The sequence below is a fragment of the Sulfitobacter sp. HI0027 genome (assembly GCF_001634775.1).
Classification (GTDB): domain Bacteria; phylum Pseudomonadota; class Alphaproteobacteria; order Rhodobacterales; family Rhodobacteraceae; genus Sulfitobacter.
This window is the reverse complement of the sequence record NZ_LWER01000384.1, coordinates 51122-64498: the sequence shown is the minus strand read 5'-3', so window position 1 is coordinate 64498 and position 13377 is coordinate 51122. Positions and strand designations below refer to the sequence as shown.

Genomic DNA, 13377 nt, shown 5'->3' with positions numbered 1-13377 from the left:
CATGACCGACAAGATCCTGACCGCGCGCGGGCTAAAGAAACATTTCAAGACCTCGGGCGGTGGCTTGGCGAAAGGGGCCACGGTCAAGGCGGTCGATGGTGTCTCCTTCGACGTGCGCCGCGGAGAGACCTTTGCCATCGTCGGTGAATCCGGCTGCGGCAAATCCACCCTCGCGCGGCTGCTCATGCGACTGCTGACCCCAACCGAGGGCGATGTGCAGTTTGACGGCAGCGATGTGCGCAGCCTTGCCGGGCGCGACCTGACCGCGTTGCGCCGAGACATGCAGTTCATCTTTCAGGACCCCTTTTCGTCGCTGAACCCGCGCATGAGCGTCGGCAAGCTGGTCGGCGAACCGCTGGAGACGCATTTCCCAAAAATGTCCGCCTCTGAGCGGCGCGGCAAAGTGGCGGAACTGCTGGCCAAAGTCGGCCTGCGCCCCGAGCACGCGGAACGCTACCCACATGAATTTTCGGGCGGCCAGCGCCAACGGATCGGGATTGCCCGCGCGCTGGCCTCCGCTCCGAAGCTGGTGATCGGGGATGAGCCTGTCTCGGCCCTTGATGTGTCGGTGCAGGCGCAGGTGATTAACCTGCTCGGCGATCTGCGCGATGAGCTGGGGCTCACGCTGGTGATCATCGCCCATGACCTCGCTGTGATCCGCCATATGAGCGACCGTGTGGCGGTGATGTATCTGGGCCAGATCGTCGAACAGGGTGATGTCGATACGGTCTACAACCACCCGCGCCATCCCTACACCCGAGCTTTGCTCTCGGCCATTCCAGTTGCCGCGCATGGTGCACGCACACCGCAAACCGCACTTGAGGGCGAGATGCCAAGCCCGGCCAATCCGCCTTCGGGCTGCCGTTTCCACACCCGTTGCCCCTATGCCAAAGAACGCTGCGCGAGTGAGCCGCCTGCCCTGCGCGAAACCGATGCAGGCGACGGTCATATCGCCGCTTGCCACTATTTCGAAGAGATCGCCGCCGCGACGCCGGACCTCGGCCTTGCCGATGCGCCCGAACGTGCCCCCGGCGCGGCGGCACGCTTTGCGCTTTACCAAGACGCCATGCGGGATCGGACAACGCTCCGCCCCCGCCAAGACCAAGAATAACAGGCTAAAACAGACTTAATGAAACGACAGGAGAGTTCGATATGACACTGACCAAAATGACCCTCGCCGCCGCGCTGCTGGGGGCCACGACCCTCGGCGCGCAGGCGGCCGACCTGCGCATCGCGCTACAATCTGATGCCGATGTGCTGGACCCCGACCAGTCGCGCACCTTTGTGGGGCGGATCGTCTATACCTCGCTTTGCGACAAGCTGGTGGACATTACGCCTGATCTGGAAATCATCCCCCAACTGGCGACCGAATGGTCCTTTTCCGAAGACGGCAAACAGCTGACCATGAAGCTGCGCGACGATGCGGTCTTCCACGATGGCACGCCGTTTGATGCCGAGGCCGTGGCCGCCAACATCGACCGCAGCCAGAACCTTGAGACCTCGCGCCGCAAGTCCGAGCTTTCCTCCATCACCGGTGTCGAAGTGCTGGGCAGCCATGAAATCCGCTTTGATCTGGCCGATGCCGACGCCACGCTGATGGCGCAGTTCGCCGACCGCGCGGGCATGATGGTTTCCCCCACAGCTGCCGAAGCGGCGGGCGATGACTTTGGCCTGAACCCGGTTTGCTCGGGCCCCTACCAGTTCAATGAGCGTGTGGCCCAAGACCGGATCGTGCTGGAGAAATTCGCCGACTACTACAACGCCGACGAATACCACTTTGACAGCGTGACCTACCTGCCGATCCCTGACACCACCGTGCGTCTGGCGAACCTGCAATCGGGCGACATCGACATGCTTGAACGCCTCGCCGCAACCGATCTGGCGCAGGCCGAAGGTGACGACGGCGTCAAGGTCGAAAGCGCCGTGTCGCTGGGCTATCAAGGCATCACCATCAATGTCGCCAATGGCGAAAAGGGCGACAACCCTTGGGGCAACGACAAACGTCTGCGTCAGGCGCTGAGCTATGCGATCGACCGCGAAGCAATCAATCAGGTCGTTTTCAACGGCGCCTTCGCCGCGGGCAACCAGCCCTTCCCGCCGAACTCGCCTTGGTACAGCACCGACTTCCCCGTGCCTGAGCGTGACGTAGAAAAGGCCAAGGAACTGCTGGCCGAAGCAGGCTTTGCCGATGGGATCGACCTTGAGGTACAGGTGCCCAACACCACGATCCCGCTGCAACTGATGCAGGTCGTACAGTCCATGGCGGCAGAGGCGGGGATCAACATCTCGATCACCTCCAAGGAATTCGCGACGCTGCTGGCCGACCAATCGGCGGGTGACTATCAGGCGAGCCAGATCGGCTGGTCGGGCCGTGTGGACCCCGATGGCAACATCCACCAGTTTATGACCTCCGATGGCGGCATCAACGATTCCAAGTTCTCGAACCCGGAAGTGGATGAGCTGCTGAACAAGGCGCGCAAATCCAACGATCAAGACGTGCGTCGCGAAAGCTATACCGCGGCCCGTGCGATCCTGAACGAAGAGCTGCCGATCGTGTACCTCTATCACCAGACATGGATCTGGGCGCTGGACTCCGACATCTCCGGCTTCACCCCCTATCCTGATGGCATGATCCGCCTTGAAGGTATGAAAAAAGAAGAAGGGTAAAACCTTCTCCATATGCACCGCCGGGCCGGTCCCGGCGGTGCCCCTCCCCTGAGCGAGACGTTTCAAATGCTGTCCTTCATCCTGCGCCGTCTGGTGATCGCGATCCCGACGATCATCCTGATCTCGGTCTTTGTCTTCACCTTGCAAAAGCTGCTGCCGGGCGATCCGGTGCTGGCCATGGCCGGCGAAGAACGCGACCCGCAGGTGCTGGAATTCCTGCGCGAGAAATACCGCCTGAACGATCCCATCCCGGTGCAGTACTTCACCTGGATCGGTAACGCGCTGACCGGGGATCTGGGCATATCGCTGCGCACCAACCAGCCGGTGCTCGAACTGATCGGGGAAAAGCTGCCCGTCACGATCCAATTGGCGACGATGGCGATGATCTTTGCCCTGCTGATCGGCGTGCCTGCGGGGATCTTCTCGGCCGTTAAGAAGGGCACCGTGACCGATTATGTTGCAAATGTGGTGGCGCTCTCGGGCCTGTCGATCCCGAACTTCTGGCTGGGGATCATGCTGATCCTGCTGGTCTCGGTGAAATGGAAGCTGCTGCCCGCCTCGGGCTATGTGCCCCTGAGCGAAGACCCCATCCGCTCCATCACCGTGATGATCATGCCCGCCTTCGTGCTGGGCACAGCACTCGCCGCCACGCTGATGCGCCACACGCGGTCGGCCATGCTGAGCGTGCTGAGCAGTGACTACGTCCGCACCGCCCGCGCCAAGGGTCTGGTCGAGCGGAAGGTTATCCTCAAACACGCCTTCCGCAATGCGCTGACGCCCATCGTTACCCTGACTGCGCTCTTGTTTGGTGAACTTATCGCGGGCGCGGTGCTGACCGAACAGATTTTCACCATTCCCGGCTTTGGCAAACTCGTGGTCGATGCTGTGTTCAACCGCGATTACGCCGTGGTGCAGGGGATCGTGCTGGTCACCGCCGTTGGCTTTATCTTTATGAACCTGCTGGCCGATGTCGCCTATGTGCTGCTGAACCCCCGCCTGAGGAAGCAATAATGGCCCAACCTGCCACCCCCATCACCATCGACGCCGAAAGCGCCGCTGATCCGGTCCTCTCCGCCCGTCCGGAAAACCGGGTCTGGAAGAAATTCCGCCACCACCGCAGCGCCATGCTGGGCGGCGTGCTGGTGGTTTTCTTCTGCGCCATCGCTTTGCTGGCCCCGTTGCTGCCCATCCCCGACCCTGCCGCCACCGATTGGGGCGCCGTGCGCAAAGGTCCGTCCGCCGCGCATTGGTTCGGGACCGATGAATTGGGCCGCGATGTGCTGTCGCGGCTGATCTGGGGGGCTCAGGCATCCCTGCTGGCGGGGGTCGTTTCGGTTGCCATCGCGCTTGGGCTTGGCGTCCCTCTGGGCATCATTGCCGGGTATTTCGGCGGCTGGACCGATGCGATCATTTCGCGCTGCACCGAGGCGCTGCTGGCCGCGCCCTTCCTGATCCTCGCCATCGCGCTCGCCGCCTTCCTCGGGCCGAGCTTGACCAATGCGATGATCGCCATCGGCATCTCGGCCACGCCGATCTTCATCCGCCTCACCCGCGGTCAAGTGCTCAGCGTCGCCGCCGAGGATTACGTCGAAAGCGCGCGGGCCATTGGCCTGTCGACCCCGCGCATCCTGCGCCGCTACATCTTTCCCAACGTTCTGCCGCCCGTGCTGGTGCAGGCCACGCTGACCGTCGCCACTGCCATCATCGCTGAGGCGTCGCTCTCCTTCCTTGGCCTTGGCCAGCAGCCGCCCGCGCCCTCTTGGGGGTCGATGCTGAACACGGCGAAGAACTTCCTCAATCAAGCGCCATGGATGGCGCTCTGGCCCGGTATTGCGATCTTTATGGTCGTGCTTGGCTTCAACCTTCTTGGCGATGGTCTGCGCGATGCGCTGGACCCGCGCGAACACTGACCGGAGACGACATGACCCCCTTTACCACCCGCCCCGAGATCCGCGGCTCCTTCGGTGTCACCACCTCGACCCATTGGATCGCTTCGACCGTGGGTTTTGGCATCCTCGAAAAAGGCGGCAATGCGTTTGACGCCGCCGCCGCTGCGGGCTTTGTCCTGCAGGTGGTCGAGCCGCATTTGAACGGCCCGGCGGGCGATCTGCCGATCATCTTTCACGACGCGGAAAAGAAGGCGACCAAGGTCGTCTGCGCCCAAGGGGTCAGCCCCGCCGCCGCCAAGCTCGAGCATTTCGAGGAACTCGGGCTGAAACTGATCCCCGGCTCGGGGCTTTTGTCGACGGTGGTGCCCGGTGCCTTTGACGGCTGGATGCTGATGCTGCGCGACCATGGCACCATGGCCCTGCGCGACGTGCTGCAGCCCGCGATCGATTATGCCCGCGACGGGCATCCGGTGCTGCCGCGTGTGTCGAACACCATCAAGGGGTTGGCCGAATATTTCGCCGCCGAATGGCCCAGCTCCGCCGCCGTCTGGACGCCCGGCGGCGCGGCGCCAGAGCCCAATGCCAACTTTAAAAACCCCGATCTGGCCGCCACCTATGAACGGTTGGTCAGCGAGGCCGAAGCCGTGGGCGAAGACCGGAGCGCGCAGATCGAAGCGGCGCGCAAAATCTGGTCCGAAGGGTTCGTGGCGGATGCCATTTTCGACTACCTCGAAGACGCCTGCGTGCATGACGTGTCCGAGCAAAAGAACAGCGCCCTTCTGGCGCGCGAAGATATGGCCAAATGGCAGGCCAGCTACGAAGACACGCTCACGTATGAGTATCACGGCTGGACGGTGCATAAGACCCACGCATGGTCGCAGGGGCCGGTGTTTTTGCAGGCCCTCGCTATCCTCAAACATTTTGATCTGGCCGCAATGGACCCGATGGGCGCCTCCTTTACCCATACGGTGATTGAGGCGATGAAACTCGCCTATGCCGACCGCGAAGCCTACTACGGCGACCCCGAACAGAGCATCATCCCGATGGAAGAACTGCTCTCTGACGCCTATAACGCTGAGCGCGCGAAACTGGTGAACGGCAAAGCGTCCCTTGAGCAGCGCCCCGGCGTGATCGCGGGGTTGGAGCATTTGGCCGAGCGTTATATCGAACGCGCAGCCCGTGATTTCGGCGTCCAGAATGCCGCCCCGCAAGAGCCCACGATGGCCCATCTGACCGAAAAACGCGGCGATACCGTACATCTTGATGTGATCGACCGCTGGGGCAATATGGTCTCGGCCACGCCCTCGGGCGGGTGGTTGCAGAGCAATCCGGTCGTGCCAGGCTTGGGCTTTCCGCTCAACTCGCGCGCGCAGATGTTCTGGCTTGAGCGGGGCTTGCCCACGTCGCTTGCCCCCGGTCGGCGTCCGCGCACCACGTTGACCCCCTCCTTTGCCGAACATTCAGACGGGCGGCAGTTGGTTTTTGGCACACCGGGTGGCGATCAGCAGGATCAATGGCAGCTGATCTGGTTCCTGCGTTTCGTGCATCACGGGATCGACCTCCAAGAAGGCATGGACGCGCCGCTGTTCCATACCATGCATTTTCAAAGCAGCTTCTTTCCCCGCCAAGCCCTGCCCGGCGAGATGATGATCGAACCCAATGTCGGCGCTGCGGTGATCGACGCGCTGCGCGCACGGGGGCATATCGTCACCGTGGCCGAGCCGTGGTCGGTGGGGCGGATGACCGCCGCGCTGCGCAATCCCGATGGCAGCCTTCAGGCCGCCGCGACCCCCCGCCTGATGCAGGCCTATGCCGTAGGACGTTGACCCATGACCTATTCCATCATCGCCCGTGACCCCGAAAGCCATGAGATCGGCATCGCCGTGGCGAGCCGTTTTTTCGCCTGCGGGGCTGCTGTGCCCTATATCGGGCGCCGTGTCGCCGTGGCGACGCAGGCTTTCGTCAATCCGCTTTGGGGGACCGAAGGCCGGCGTATGCTGGAAAGCGGCGACCCCGCCGAAGCACTGCTGAAGGAATTCGCCGCGCGCGATGCGGGGCGCGATATCCGCCAGTGCCACATGCTCGACGCCGAGGGGAATTTCGCAGCCCACACTGGCGCGGGCTGTGTCGATTGGGCCGGGCACCGCGTTGGCACGATCCACTCCGTTGCAGGCAATATGCTAACCGGGCCGGAGGTGGTGGAGGCCACGTTCGACACCTATGCCGCCCGCAGAGATCTGCCGATGGCTGAACGGCTGCTTGCCGCGATGCGCGCAGGCGAAGAGGCGGGCGGCGACAAACGCGGGCGTCAGGCGGCGGGGCTGGTGATCCACCGCGGGCAGGACCACGCCTATCTCGACCTGCGCGTCGATGACCATGGCGATCCGCTTGGCGAACTTGACCGGCTGCTTGAGGTCGCAGGAGAGCGCTATCTCCATGTGGCCGAAGCGATGCCGAGCCTCGACAATTTCTCGGGCACCTCGGACCGCGCACCGATTGATGCCGCAATTGCGCAGGCCGAAGAGGCGCGCAAAGCAGCGGGCAAAGCCAGCCGGTCACTGGCGACAGATGTAGAGACAAAGAAAGATTAACCCGATGAACGCGCTCGATTTTGGCCAGCTTCTGCCCCTCCTCGCCATTGCGGTGACCGCCGGTATTTTTGGCGGTATCCTTGCGGGTCTGCTGGGTGTTGGCGGCGGTATTGTGATTGTGCCTGCGCTCTATCTTGCCCTGTCGACGGCGGGGATGGACCCGGCGATTACCATGCAGGTGGCCGTTGGCACCTCGCTGGCGACTATCGTCTTTACCTCTTTGTCCTCTGGCTATGGTCACTTCAAGCGCGGCGCGATTGATATGGATCTGCTGAAACTCTGGGCGCCGTCGCTTTTGGTTGGCGTTGTCATCGGCGCGCTTTTGGGAGGCTACGTCTCGGGGCTGATCCTTGTCGGCGTCTTTGCCACCGTAGCCGCGCTCGTCGCGCTCGACATGATCTTTCGCAAGACCAAAGACGACCCCACCCCGCGCGGCTTTGCCAAGTCCATCTGGGCGGTGCTGGGTGTTGTCACCGGCGGGCTGTCGGCGATGATGGGCATCGGGGGCGGGACCATTGGCGTGCCGCTGTTGAATTTTCTCGGCTACGACATCCGCCGCGCGGTCGGCACCTCTGCCGCAATCGGCTTTATCATCGGGCTGCCCGGCGCGGTGGTCTATGCGCTGACGGGCCTCGGCGCCGAAGGGCTGCCGCCCTTCTCGCTTGGCTATGTGAACCTTGCCGCTGCGGCCATCATCATTCCGCTGACCAGCAGCTTTGCCCATGTGGGCGTGAAATTGGCCCATAGCATCCCCCGAAGGGCGCTTCGGTTTGCCTTTGGAATTTTCCTGATGGTAACGTCATTGCGTATGTTCATTGATTTATTTGAAGCGTTTTCTAACACATGACACAGCCCCCCCAGACCGCCCCAAGTGAAGATGAATTGGCCGAGCGGCTGCGCGGAGCGATCCGGCAGGGGGATATCCTGAACGATGGGCGGATGCCGCCCGAACGGGCATTGGCCGAGCATTTCGGCGTGAGCCGCGCGCGGCTGCGGCTGGCGCTTGGCCTGCTGCAAGAGGATGGCACGATCTACCGCCGCCACGGCCAAGGCACCTTTGCCACGCCGCCGCCCGCCACCAATGCCGACAGCCTGCGCCACCTCGCCCGGCAAGTGACACCAAGCGATGTCATGGAAGTCCGGCTTGAGGTCGAGCCCGCGCTGGCCGCCCTCGCCGCCGACCGCGCCCGCCCACAAGAGATCGAGCGGCTGGACCAGTTGATGCGCGCCACGCTGAACCTCAGTGATCCCGACGCCTATGAGGCAGCGGATGACATGTTCCACTACAAGATCGCCGAGATGGCCCGGAACCCGCTGTTCCTCACGGTCTACGAATCCATCCGCGCGGTGCGCCGCGAAGTGGCTTGGACCTCGCGCCGCCGCAGCTCTCACGCGCCAGAGACGTTACAAATACTTGGCGAACAACACATGACCCTGAACGACGCCATCGCCCGGCGCGATACGCTCGGTGCGGCCGCGGCGATGGAACAGCATTTGCTGACCGTATCCAAAACCCTGCTCCGTGACCGGGTGCGCAAGATCGAGCTCGATCTCTAGCCGGGTCAGTCCTGAGCACTGCTGAAGTGGTCAAGGGTTGTAGCATCGAGTCCGCTCATATCACGAAGGAAACCACCCTCAAAACGCTGTGGATTCATTGTCCACAAAGCGCCCTCACCCCATTGCCATTTTGAGCGTCCAGCGCTAGCAGATTTCATGACCTTATTAATAAGATCGCTGGAGGATACAAAATGTTCAAAATCACCAAGCCCACGGCAATTATCGCCACTTTGGCCGCGCTCACCGGAGGAGCACTGAGCGCCCAGACCGAAGTCAAGATCGGCTACGCCCTCGCCCCTGACAGCCACTACGGCGTCGCGGCGCAGAAGTGGCAGGAAGTCGTCGAAGCCGAGACCGACGGCAAGTTCAGCTTCCGCCATTTCCCCTCTTCCGGCTTGGGCGGTGAGCGTGAAGTGGTCGAAGGTCTGCAGCTTGGCACCGTCGAGGCGACCATCGTCTCCACCGGCACGCTGAGCAACTTCGTCCCCGCCACCGGTGTGACCGACATCCCCTTCCTGTTCCGCAGCCTTGACCACGCCCGCCGCGTGCTTGATGGTCCCATCGGCCAAGACATTCTGGCCGAGTTCGACGGCGCCGGCATGGTGGCGCTGGCATGGGGTGAGCAGGGTTTCCGCCACATCACCAACAACCGCAACGCGATCGAGACCCCAGAAGACATCGCGGGCATGAAACTGCGCACCATGGAAAACCCGGTGCACCTTGATGCCTTCAACGCTGCCGGTGCTGCCCCCACCCCGATGGCATGGCCCGAGGTCATCAGCTCGCTGCAGCAAGGCACCATCGACGGGCAGGAAAACCCGCTCTCGGTGATCGTGTCGGTGAAACTCGACGAAGTGCAAAAGTATCTCACGCTGTCGGGCCATGTGTATTCGCCCGCGATGTTGCTGGTCTCCAAACCCTTCTGGGAAGGTCTGTCTGACGAAGACAAAGCCGTCTTTGAGAAGGGCGCGACCGAGGCTGTCGCCGCCATGCGTGGTTTCGTTGATGATGTCGAACAGAGCGGCGTAGAGACGCTGAAAGAGCGCGGCATGGAAGTCAACGAGCTGACCGAAGAGCAAAAAGCCACTTTCCGCGCCTCGATCGAGAGCGCCTATGAAGGCTACTACGAGACCTATGGTAAAGAGCTGATCGATCAGATCGCCGCGACCGAGTAAGCGCGTCGACGCAAAGACAGACGGCCGGGAGCAGCGCTTCCGGCCGTTTTGCACGGGAGGGGAAACCATGCGCAGATTGGAACAGCTATTCGTCAAGGTGAACGCCGCGGTGGTGATCGCCTGCCTGACGGGGATGGTCTTGGTCGTGGGGGCCAATGTCGCTTTGCGGTTCAGCACCAATCACTCGCTGTCATGGTCCGATGAATCCGCCCGTTACCTGATGATTTGGATGGCCTTTCTGGGGGCTGGCCTTGCCCTGCGGCAGGGTGGCCATGTGGCCATCACCAATCTGCACGACGTGATGAACACCCGGATGCAGCGCATCCTGCGCGGGGTCATCGTATTGATCCTGTTGTTCTTTTTCGCTTTTATGGTCAAGGTCGGCTGGGACTATATGCAGCGCGCGCAGTACCAGATGACTCCGGCGATGCGGCTGTCGTTTCGCTATGTCTATGCCGCCATGCCCGTTGGGTTCTCGCTGTTGATCGTGCATTTGCTGCTGATCGCGCGGCCTTTCATCATGGCGGGCCACTACCATCAGTCCGATGGCCAAACCGAAAACATGCCGGGAGCCGCCAATGGCTGAGATCCTCTTTATCTCGCTTTTCGTGCTGATGGTGCTGGGCCTGCCCGTGGCCTTTGCCATGGCCATTTCGGTTTTTGCGGCAATTGGCTTGGGCAGCTCCTATCCGCAGATCGTCGTCGTCAAAGAGATGTTTTCCGGCCTCGACAGTTTCCCGCTTTTGGCTGTGCCCTTCTTCATCCTCGCCGCCGAGATCATGACCGGCGGCGCGATCACGCATACGTTGCTTCGCTTTGCCGCTCAGTTCGTCGGGCATCTGCGCGGGGGGCTGGGCTATGCTAATGTGATCTCCTCCACCATGTTCGCAGGCATTTCCGGCTCGGCCTTGGCCGATGCGGCGGGGCCGGGGGCGATGATGATCCGCATGATGGAGAAAGGCGGCTATGACCGCTCCTACGCGGGGGCGCTGACGATTTCCTCGGCGGTGGTGGGGCCGATCATTCCGCCGTCTATCGTGATGATCATCTATGCGCTGCAGGATCAGGAAGTCTCGGTCGGGTCGCTGTTTATGGCCGGTGTCATTCCGGGGCTTTTGCTGGCCTGTGGCAGTCTTGCCGCCAACGGGTGGGTCAGTTGGAAACGCGACTATCGCAGCGCGGATGCACGCCCCGAGCGGGCGCAGATGTGGCGCAATACATTCATGGCGCTGCCAGCACTTGGGCTGATTGTGCTGATCGTCGGCGGCATCCGGGGCGGTATTTTCACGCCCACCGAAGCGTCGGTCATCGCGGTGTTCTATGCCCTCTTCTGCGGTTTTTTCGTCTACCGCGCGCTGCGGCTGCGTGACCTGCCGGGGCTGATCCTGCGCGCCGCGCTGATTTCGTCCGCCGTTTTGTTGATCCTTGGCGCGGCGCGGGCCTTTGCATGGGTTCTGGTGATCGAAGGCGTGCCGCAGTTTCTGGCCGAGACGATCATCGCATGGGAGTTGTCGCCGATCCTGTTTCTCTTGGCGGTCAACGTGTTGCTGCTGCTCTTTGGCCTGTTCATGGACCCGCTGCCGGGCGTGATGATCTTGGTGCCGATCTTGGCGCCGATCAGCCATGCGCTTGGCATCGCGCCGGACCATTTTGCGATTGTGGTGATCGTGAACCTGACGCTCGGCCTGACGACGCCGCCGGTGGGGAGCCTGATTTTTGTGGTGTCATCGGCGGTGAACCTGCGCCCTGCGGCGCTGATCCGTGAGATGCCGCCGTTCTTTCTGGCGAATTTTGTCGTGTTGATGCTGCTGACCTTTGTGCCCGCAATTTCGACATGGCTGCCGAAGGTCAGCGGATTTTAACAGGTTACCGCCCGGCATCAGGCCGGGCGGTGCTGCCGGTCGCGTTTCCCTACTCGGTCTGAATCCAAACCGCCTTGGTATCCAAATACGCCTGCAGGTGCTCCACGCCGCCTTCCTTGCCATAGCCCGACATCTTGAGCCCGCCGAACGGCACCGCCGGGTCGATCGCGTGGTACATGTTCACCCAGACCGAGCCCGCTTTCAGCCGTTTCACCGTGCGGTGCGCCGTGCTTAGATCGCGGGTAAAGATGCCCGCCGCCAGCCCGTAGGGCGTGGCATTGGCGCGCGCGATCACCTCTTCCATCGTGTCGAAGGGCAGGACCGAGATCACAGGCCCGAAAATCTCCTCCCGCGCGATGGTCATGTCGTCGGTCACATCGGCAAAGATCACCGGCTCAAGGAAGTTACCGCCGTCATAGCTCTCCCCCTCGGGCCGTGCCCCGCCCGTGACCAGCCGGGCGCCTTCGGCCTTGCCCGCAGCGATATAACTCTCGACCTTTTCAGCCTGCACACGGTTGATCAGCGGGCCGAGGTCCGTGCCCTCATCCAAGCCATGCCCGATCTTCAGCCCCCGCGCGAAAGCGGCCAGTTTCTCGATGAACTCATCCTGAATTTCTCGCGCCACGAACAGCCGCGAGCCTGCGATGCAGATTTGCCCCGAATGCGCGTAGACCGCCATCGCCGCGACAGGCACCGCCTTGTCGATGTCAGCATCCTTGCAGATGATCAGCGGAGATTTCCCGCCTAACTCCAACGTGATCCGCTTGAGGTTCTCAACGCCAGCGCGGGCGATGGTCTTGCCTGTGGCAGTCGAACCGGTGAAGACCACTTTGTTGACGTCAGGATGCTCTGCCAGACGCGCGCCTGCTTCGCGGCCCGTGCCGGTCACCACGTTGACCACCCCATCGGGCACGCCTGCCTCTTGCATCAACTTCGCGATCATCAAGGGCGTCAGCGGCGCGTCTTCGGAGGGCTTCAACACCACGGTGCAGCCTGTCGCCAGTGCTGGCGCGATCTTCCAGATCGAGGCGGCGGTCGGGGCGTTCCAAGGGATAATTGCCCCCACCACGCCCACCGGCTCGCGCGTTGTAAAAGAGAACATCGACTGCGAGACTGAGTTCTCGATCACATCGCCATGCAACGCAACCGCCTGCCCCGCATAGAACCGCAGCATCCCGATCACCCGACGTTTGTTGCCCATGGTCCGCGCCAGCGGCAGGCCCATGTCGGCGGTGTCAGAGACGCAGAGTTTTTCCCAATCGCGCTCCATCACATCGGCAATGCGCAAAAGCACCTCTTGCCGGTCATAGGGCGTGAATTTCGACCACGCCCCCTCAAAGGCCCGGCGCGCGGCGGCGACGGCGGCATCGACATCTTCGGCCCCGGCACGCGGCACCGTCGCCAGCGCCCGGTTTGAGGCGGGATCGACCACATTCAGCACCTCACCGGACAGCGCGGGTACATCTTTGCCGTCGATGAACATCGGGCAGAACTGCCCGTGATAGAGGTCTTGGGCAATCTGGTGGGGGTCGATGGTCAAAGTCATATCAGCCTCATGCAATCAATGCGCCATACCTATCAAGCGCTGTGTCGGTTTCAAATATACAAAGCCCTGTTTGGCCGAGAAAATCCGCCC

At 62.3% G+C, this 13377-nt stretch carries 12 protein-coding genes; 11 read left to right on the top strand and 1 reads right to left on the bottom strand.

The annotated features are described in order from the left end of the window. Position 1: 1 nt before the first annotated feature. The 11 genes from A3722_RS17955 (at position 2) to A3722_RS17905 (ending at position 11741) form a co-directional block, all read left to right on the top strand. Positions 2 to 1111, top strand: a complete 1110-nt coding sequence (locus tag A3722_RS17955; RefSeq protein ID WP_067628768.1) for an ABC transporter ATP-binding protein — start codon at positions 2 to 4, stop codon at positions 1109 to 1111. Between the two features lie 41 nt (positions 1112 to 1152). Further along, positions 1153 to 2667, top strand: coding sequence for an ABC transporter substrate-binding protein (locus A3722_RS17950; RefSeq protein ID WP_067628765.1), 1515 nt, complete (start codon positions 1153 to 1155; stop codon positions 2665 to 2667). A 66-nt stretch (positions 2668 to 2733) separates the two neighbouring features. Continuing rightward, positions 2734 to 3678 carry an ABC transporter permease gene (locus A3722_RS17945; protein ID WP_067628831.1) on the top strand — a complete coding sequence of 315 codons (945 nt, stop codon included), beginning with the start codon at positions 2734 to 2736 and terminating at the stop codon, positions 3676 to 3678. Continuing rightward, positions 3678 to 4577 (top strand): ABC transporter permease, encoded by a 900-nt coding sequence (locus A3722_RS17940; protein WP_067628764.1) that lies wholly within the window; start codon positions 3678 to 3680, stop codon positions 4575 to 4577. The genes A3722_RS17945 and A3722_RS17940 overlap by 1 nt, the downstream gene beginning before the upstream one ends. An 11-nt stretch (positions 4578 to 4588) precedes the next feature. Further along, positions 4589 to 6382: a gamma-glutamyltransferase family protein gene (locus A3722_RS17935; protein WP_067628763.1), complete on the top strand. Its 1794-nt coding sequence runs from the start codon at positions 4589 to 4591 to the stop codon at positions 6380 to 6382. Between the two features lie 3 nt (positions 6383 to 6385). Further along, complete coding sequence (locus tag A3722_RS17930) at positions 6386 to 7147, top strand: DUF1028 domain-containing protein (RefSeq protein ID WP_067628762.1); 762 nt, start codon at positions 6386 to 6388, stop codon at positions 7145 to 7147. 4 nt (positions 7148 to 7151) lie between these two features. Then, entirely contained in the window at positions 7152 to 7994 is an 843-nt protein-coding gene (locus tag A3722_RS17925; protein WP_067628761.1) for a sulfite exporter TauE/SafE family protein, read from the top strand. Further along, positions 7991 to 8704 (top strand): FadR/GntR family transcriptional regulator, encoded by a 714-nt coding sequence (locus tag A3722_RS17920; RefSeq protein ID WP_067628760.1) that lies wholly within the window; start codon positions 7991 to 7993, stop codon positions 8702 to 8704. The genes A3722_RS17925 and A3722_RS17920 overlap by 4 nt, the downstream gene beginning before the upstream one ends. 191 nt (positions 8705 to 8895) lie before the next feature. Then, on the top strand, positions 8896 to 9879 hold the full coding sequence (locus A3722_RS17915) for a TRAP transporter substrate-binding protein (RefSeq protein ID WP_067628759.1): 984 nt from the start codon (positions 8896 to 8898) through the stop codon (positions 9877 to 9879). Positions 9880 to 9946: 67 nt separating this feature from the next. Further along, the gene (locus A3722_RS17910) at positions 9947 to 10465 is read left to right on the top strand and encodes a TRAP transporter small permease (RefSeq protein WP_067628757.1); all 519 of its coding nucleotides are present in this window, start codon (positions 9947 to 9949) and stop codon (positions 10463 to 10465) included. Beyond that, complete coding sequence (locus A3722_RS17905) at positions 10458 to 11741, top strand: TRAP transporter large permease (protein ID WP_067628756.1); 1284 nt, start codon at positions 10458 to 10460, stop codon at positions 11739 to 11741. Before A3722_RS17910 ends, A3722_RS17905 begins: the two co-directional genes overlap by 8 nt. Before the next feature lie 49 nt (positions 11742 to 11790). Here A3722_RS17905 and A3722_RS17900 read toward each other — a convergent pair whose 3' ends face one another. Next, on the bottom strand, positions 11791 to 13287 hold the full coding sequence (locus A3722_RS17900) for an aldehyde dehydrogenase family protein (protein WP_067628754.1): 1497 nt from the start codon (positions 13285 to 13287) through the stop codon (positions 11791 to 11793). Positions 13288 to 13377: the final 90 nt, after the last annotated feature.

Bases quoted from the DNA above. Each gene is read 5' to 3' on its own strand.
- A3722_RS17905 (WP_067628756.1), top strand. From the start codon at position 10,458: ATGGCTGAGATCCTCTTTATCTCGCTTTTCGTGCTGATGGTGCTGGGC.
- A3722_RS17925 (WP_067628761.1), top strand. From the start codon at position 7,152: ATGAACGCGCTCGATTTTGGCCAGCTTCTGCCCCTCCTCGCCATTGCG.
- A3722_RS17935 (WP_067628763.1), top strand. From the start codon at position 4,589: ATGACCCCCTTTACCACCCGCCCCGAGATCCGCGGCTCCTTCGGTGTC.
- A3722_RS17910 (WP_067628757.1), top strand. From the start codon at position 9,947: ATGCGCAGATTGGAACAGCTATTCGTCAAGGTGAACGCCGCGGTGGTG.
- A3722_RS17915 (WP_067628759.1), top strand. From the start codon at position 8,896: ATGTTCAAAATCACCAAGCCCACGGCAATTATCGCCACTTTGGCCGCG.
- A3722_RS17900 (WP_067628754.1), bottom strand. From the start codon at position 13,287: ATGACTTTGACCATCGACCCCCACCAGATTGCCCAAGACCTCTATCAC.
- A3722_RS17955 (WP_067628768.1), top strand. From the start codon at position 2: ATGACCGACAAGATCCTGACCGCGCGCGGGCTAAAGAAACATTTCAAG.
- A3722_RS17920 (WP_067628760.1), top strand. From the start codon at position 7,991: ATGACACAGCCCCCCCAGACCGCCCCAAGTGAAGATGAATTGGCCGAG.
- A3722_RS17950 (WP_067628765.1), top strand. From the start codon at position 1,153: ATGACACTGACCAAAATGACCCTCGCCGCCGCGCTGCTGGGGGCCACG.
- A3722_RS17945 (WP_067628831.1), top strand. From the start codon at position 2,734: ATGCTGTCCTTCATCCTGCGCCGTCTGGTGATCGCGATCCCGACGATC.
- A3722_RS17940 (WP_067628764.1), top strand. From the start codon at position 3,678: ATGGCCCAACCTGCCACCCCCATCACCATCGACGCCGAAAGCGCCGCT.
- A3722_RS17930 (WP_067628762.1), top strand. From the start codon at position 6,386: ATGACCTATTCCATCATCGCCCGTGACCCCGAAAGCCATGAGATCGGC.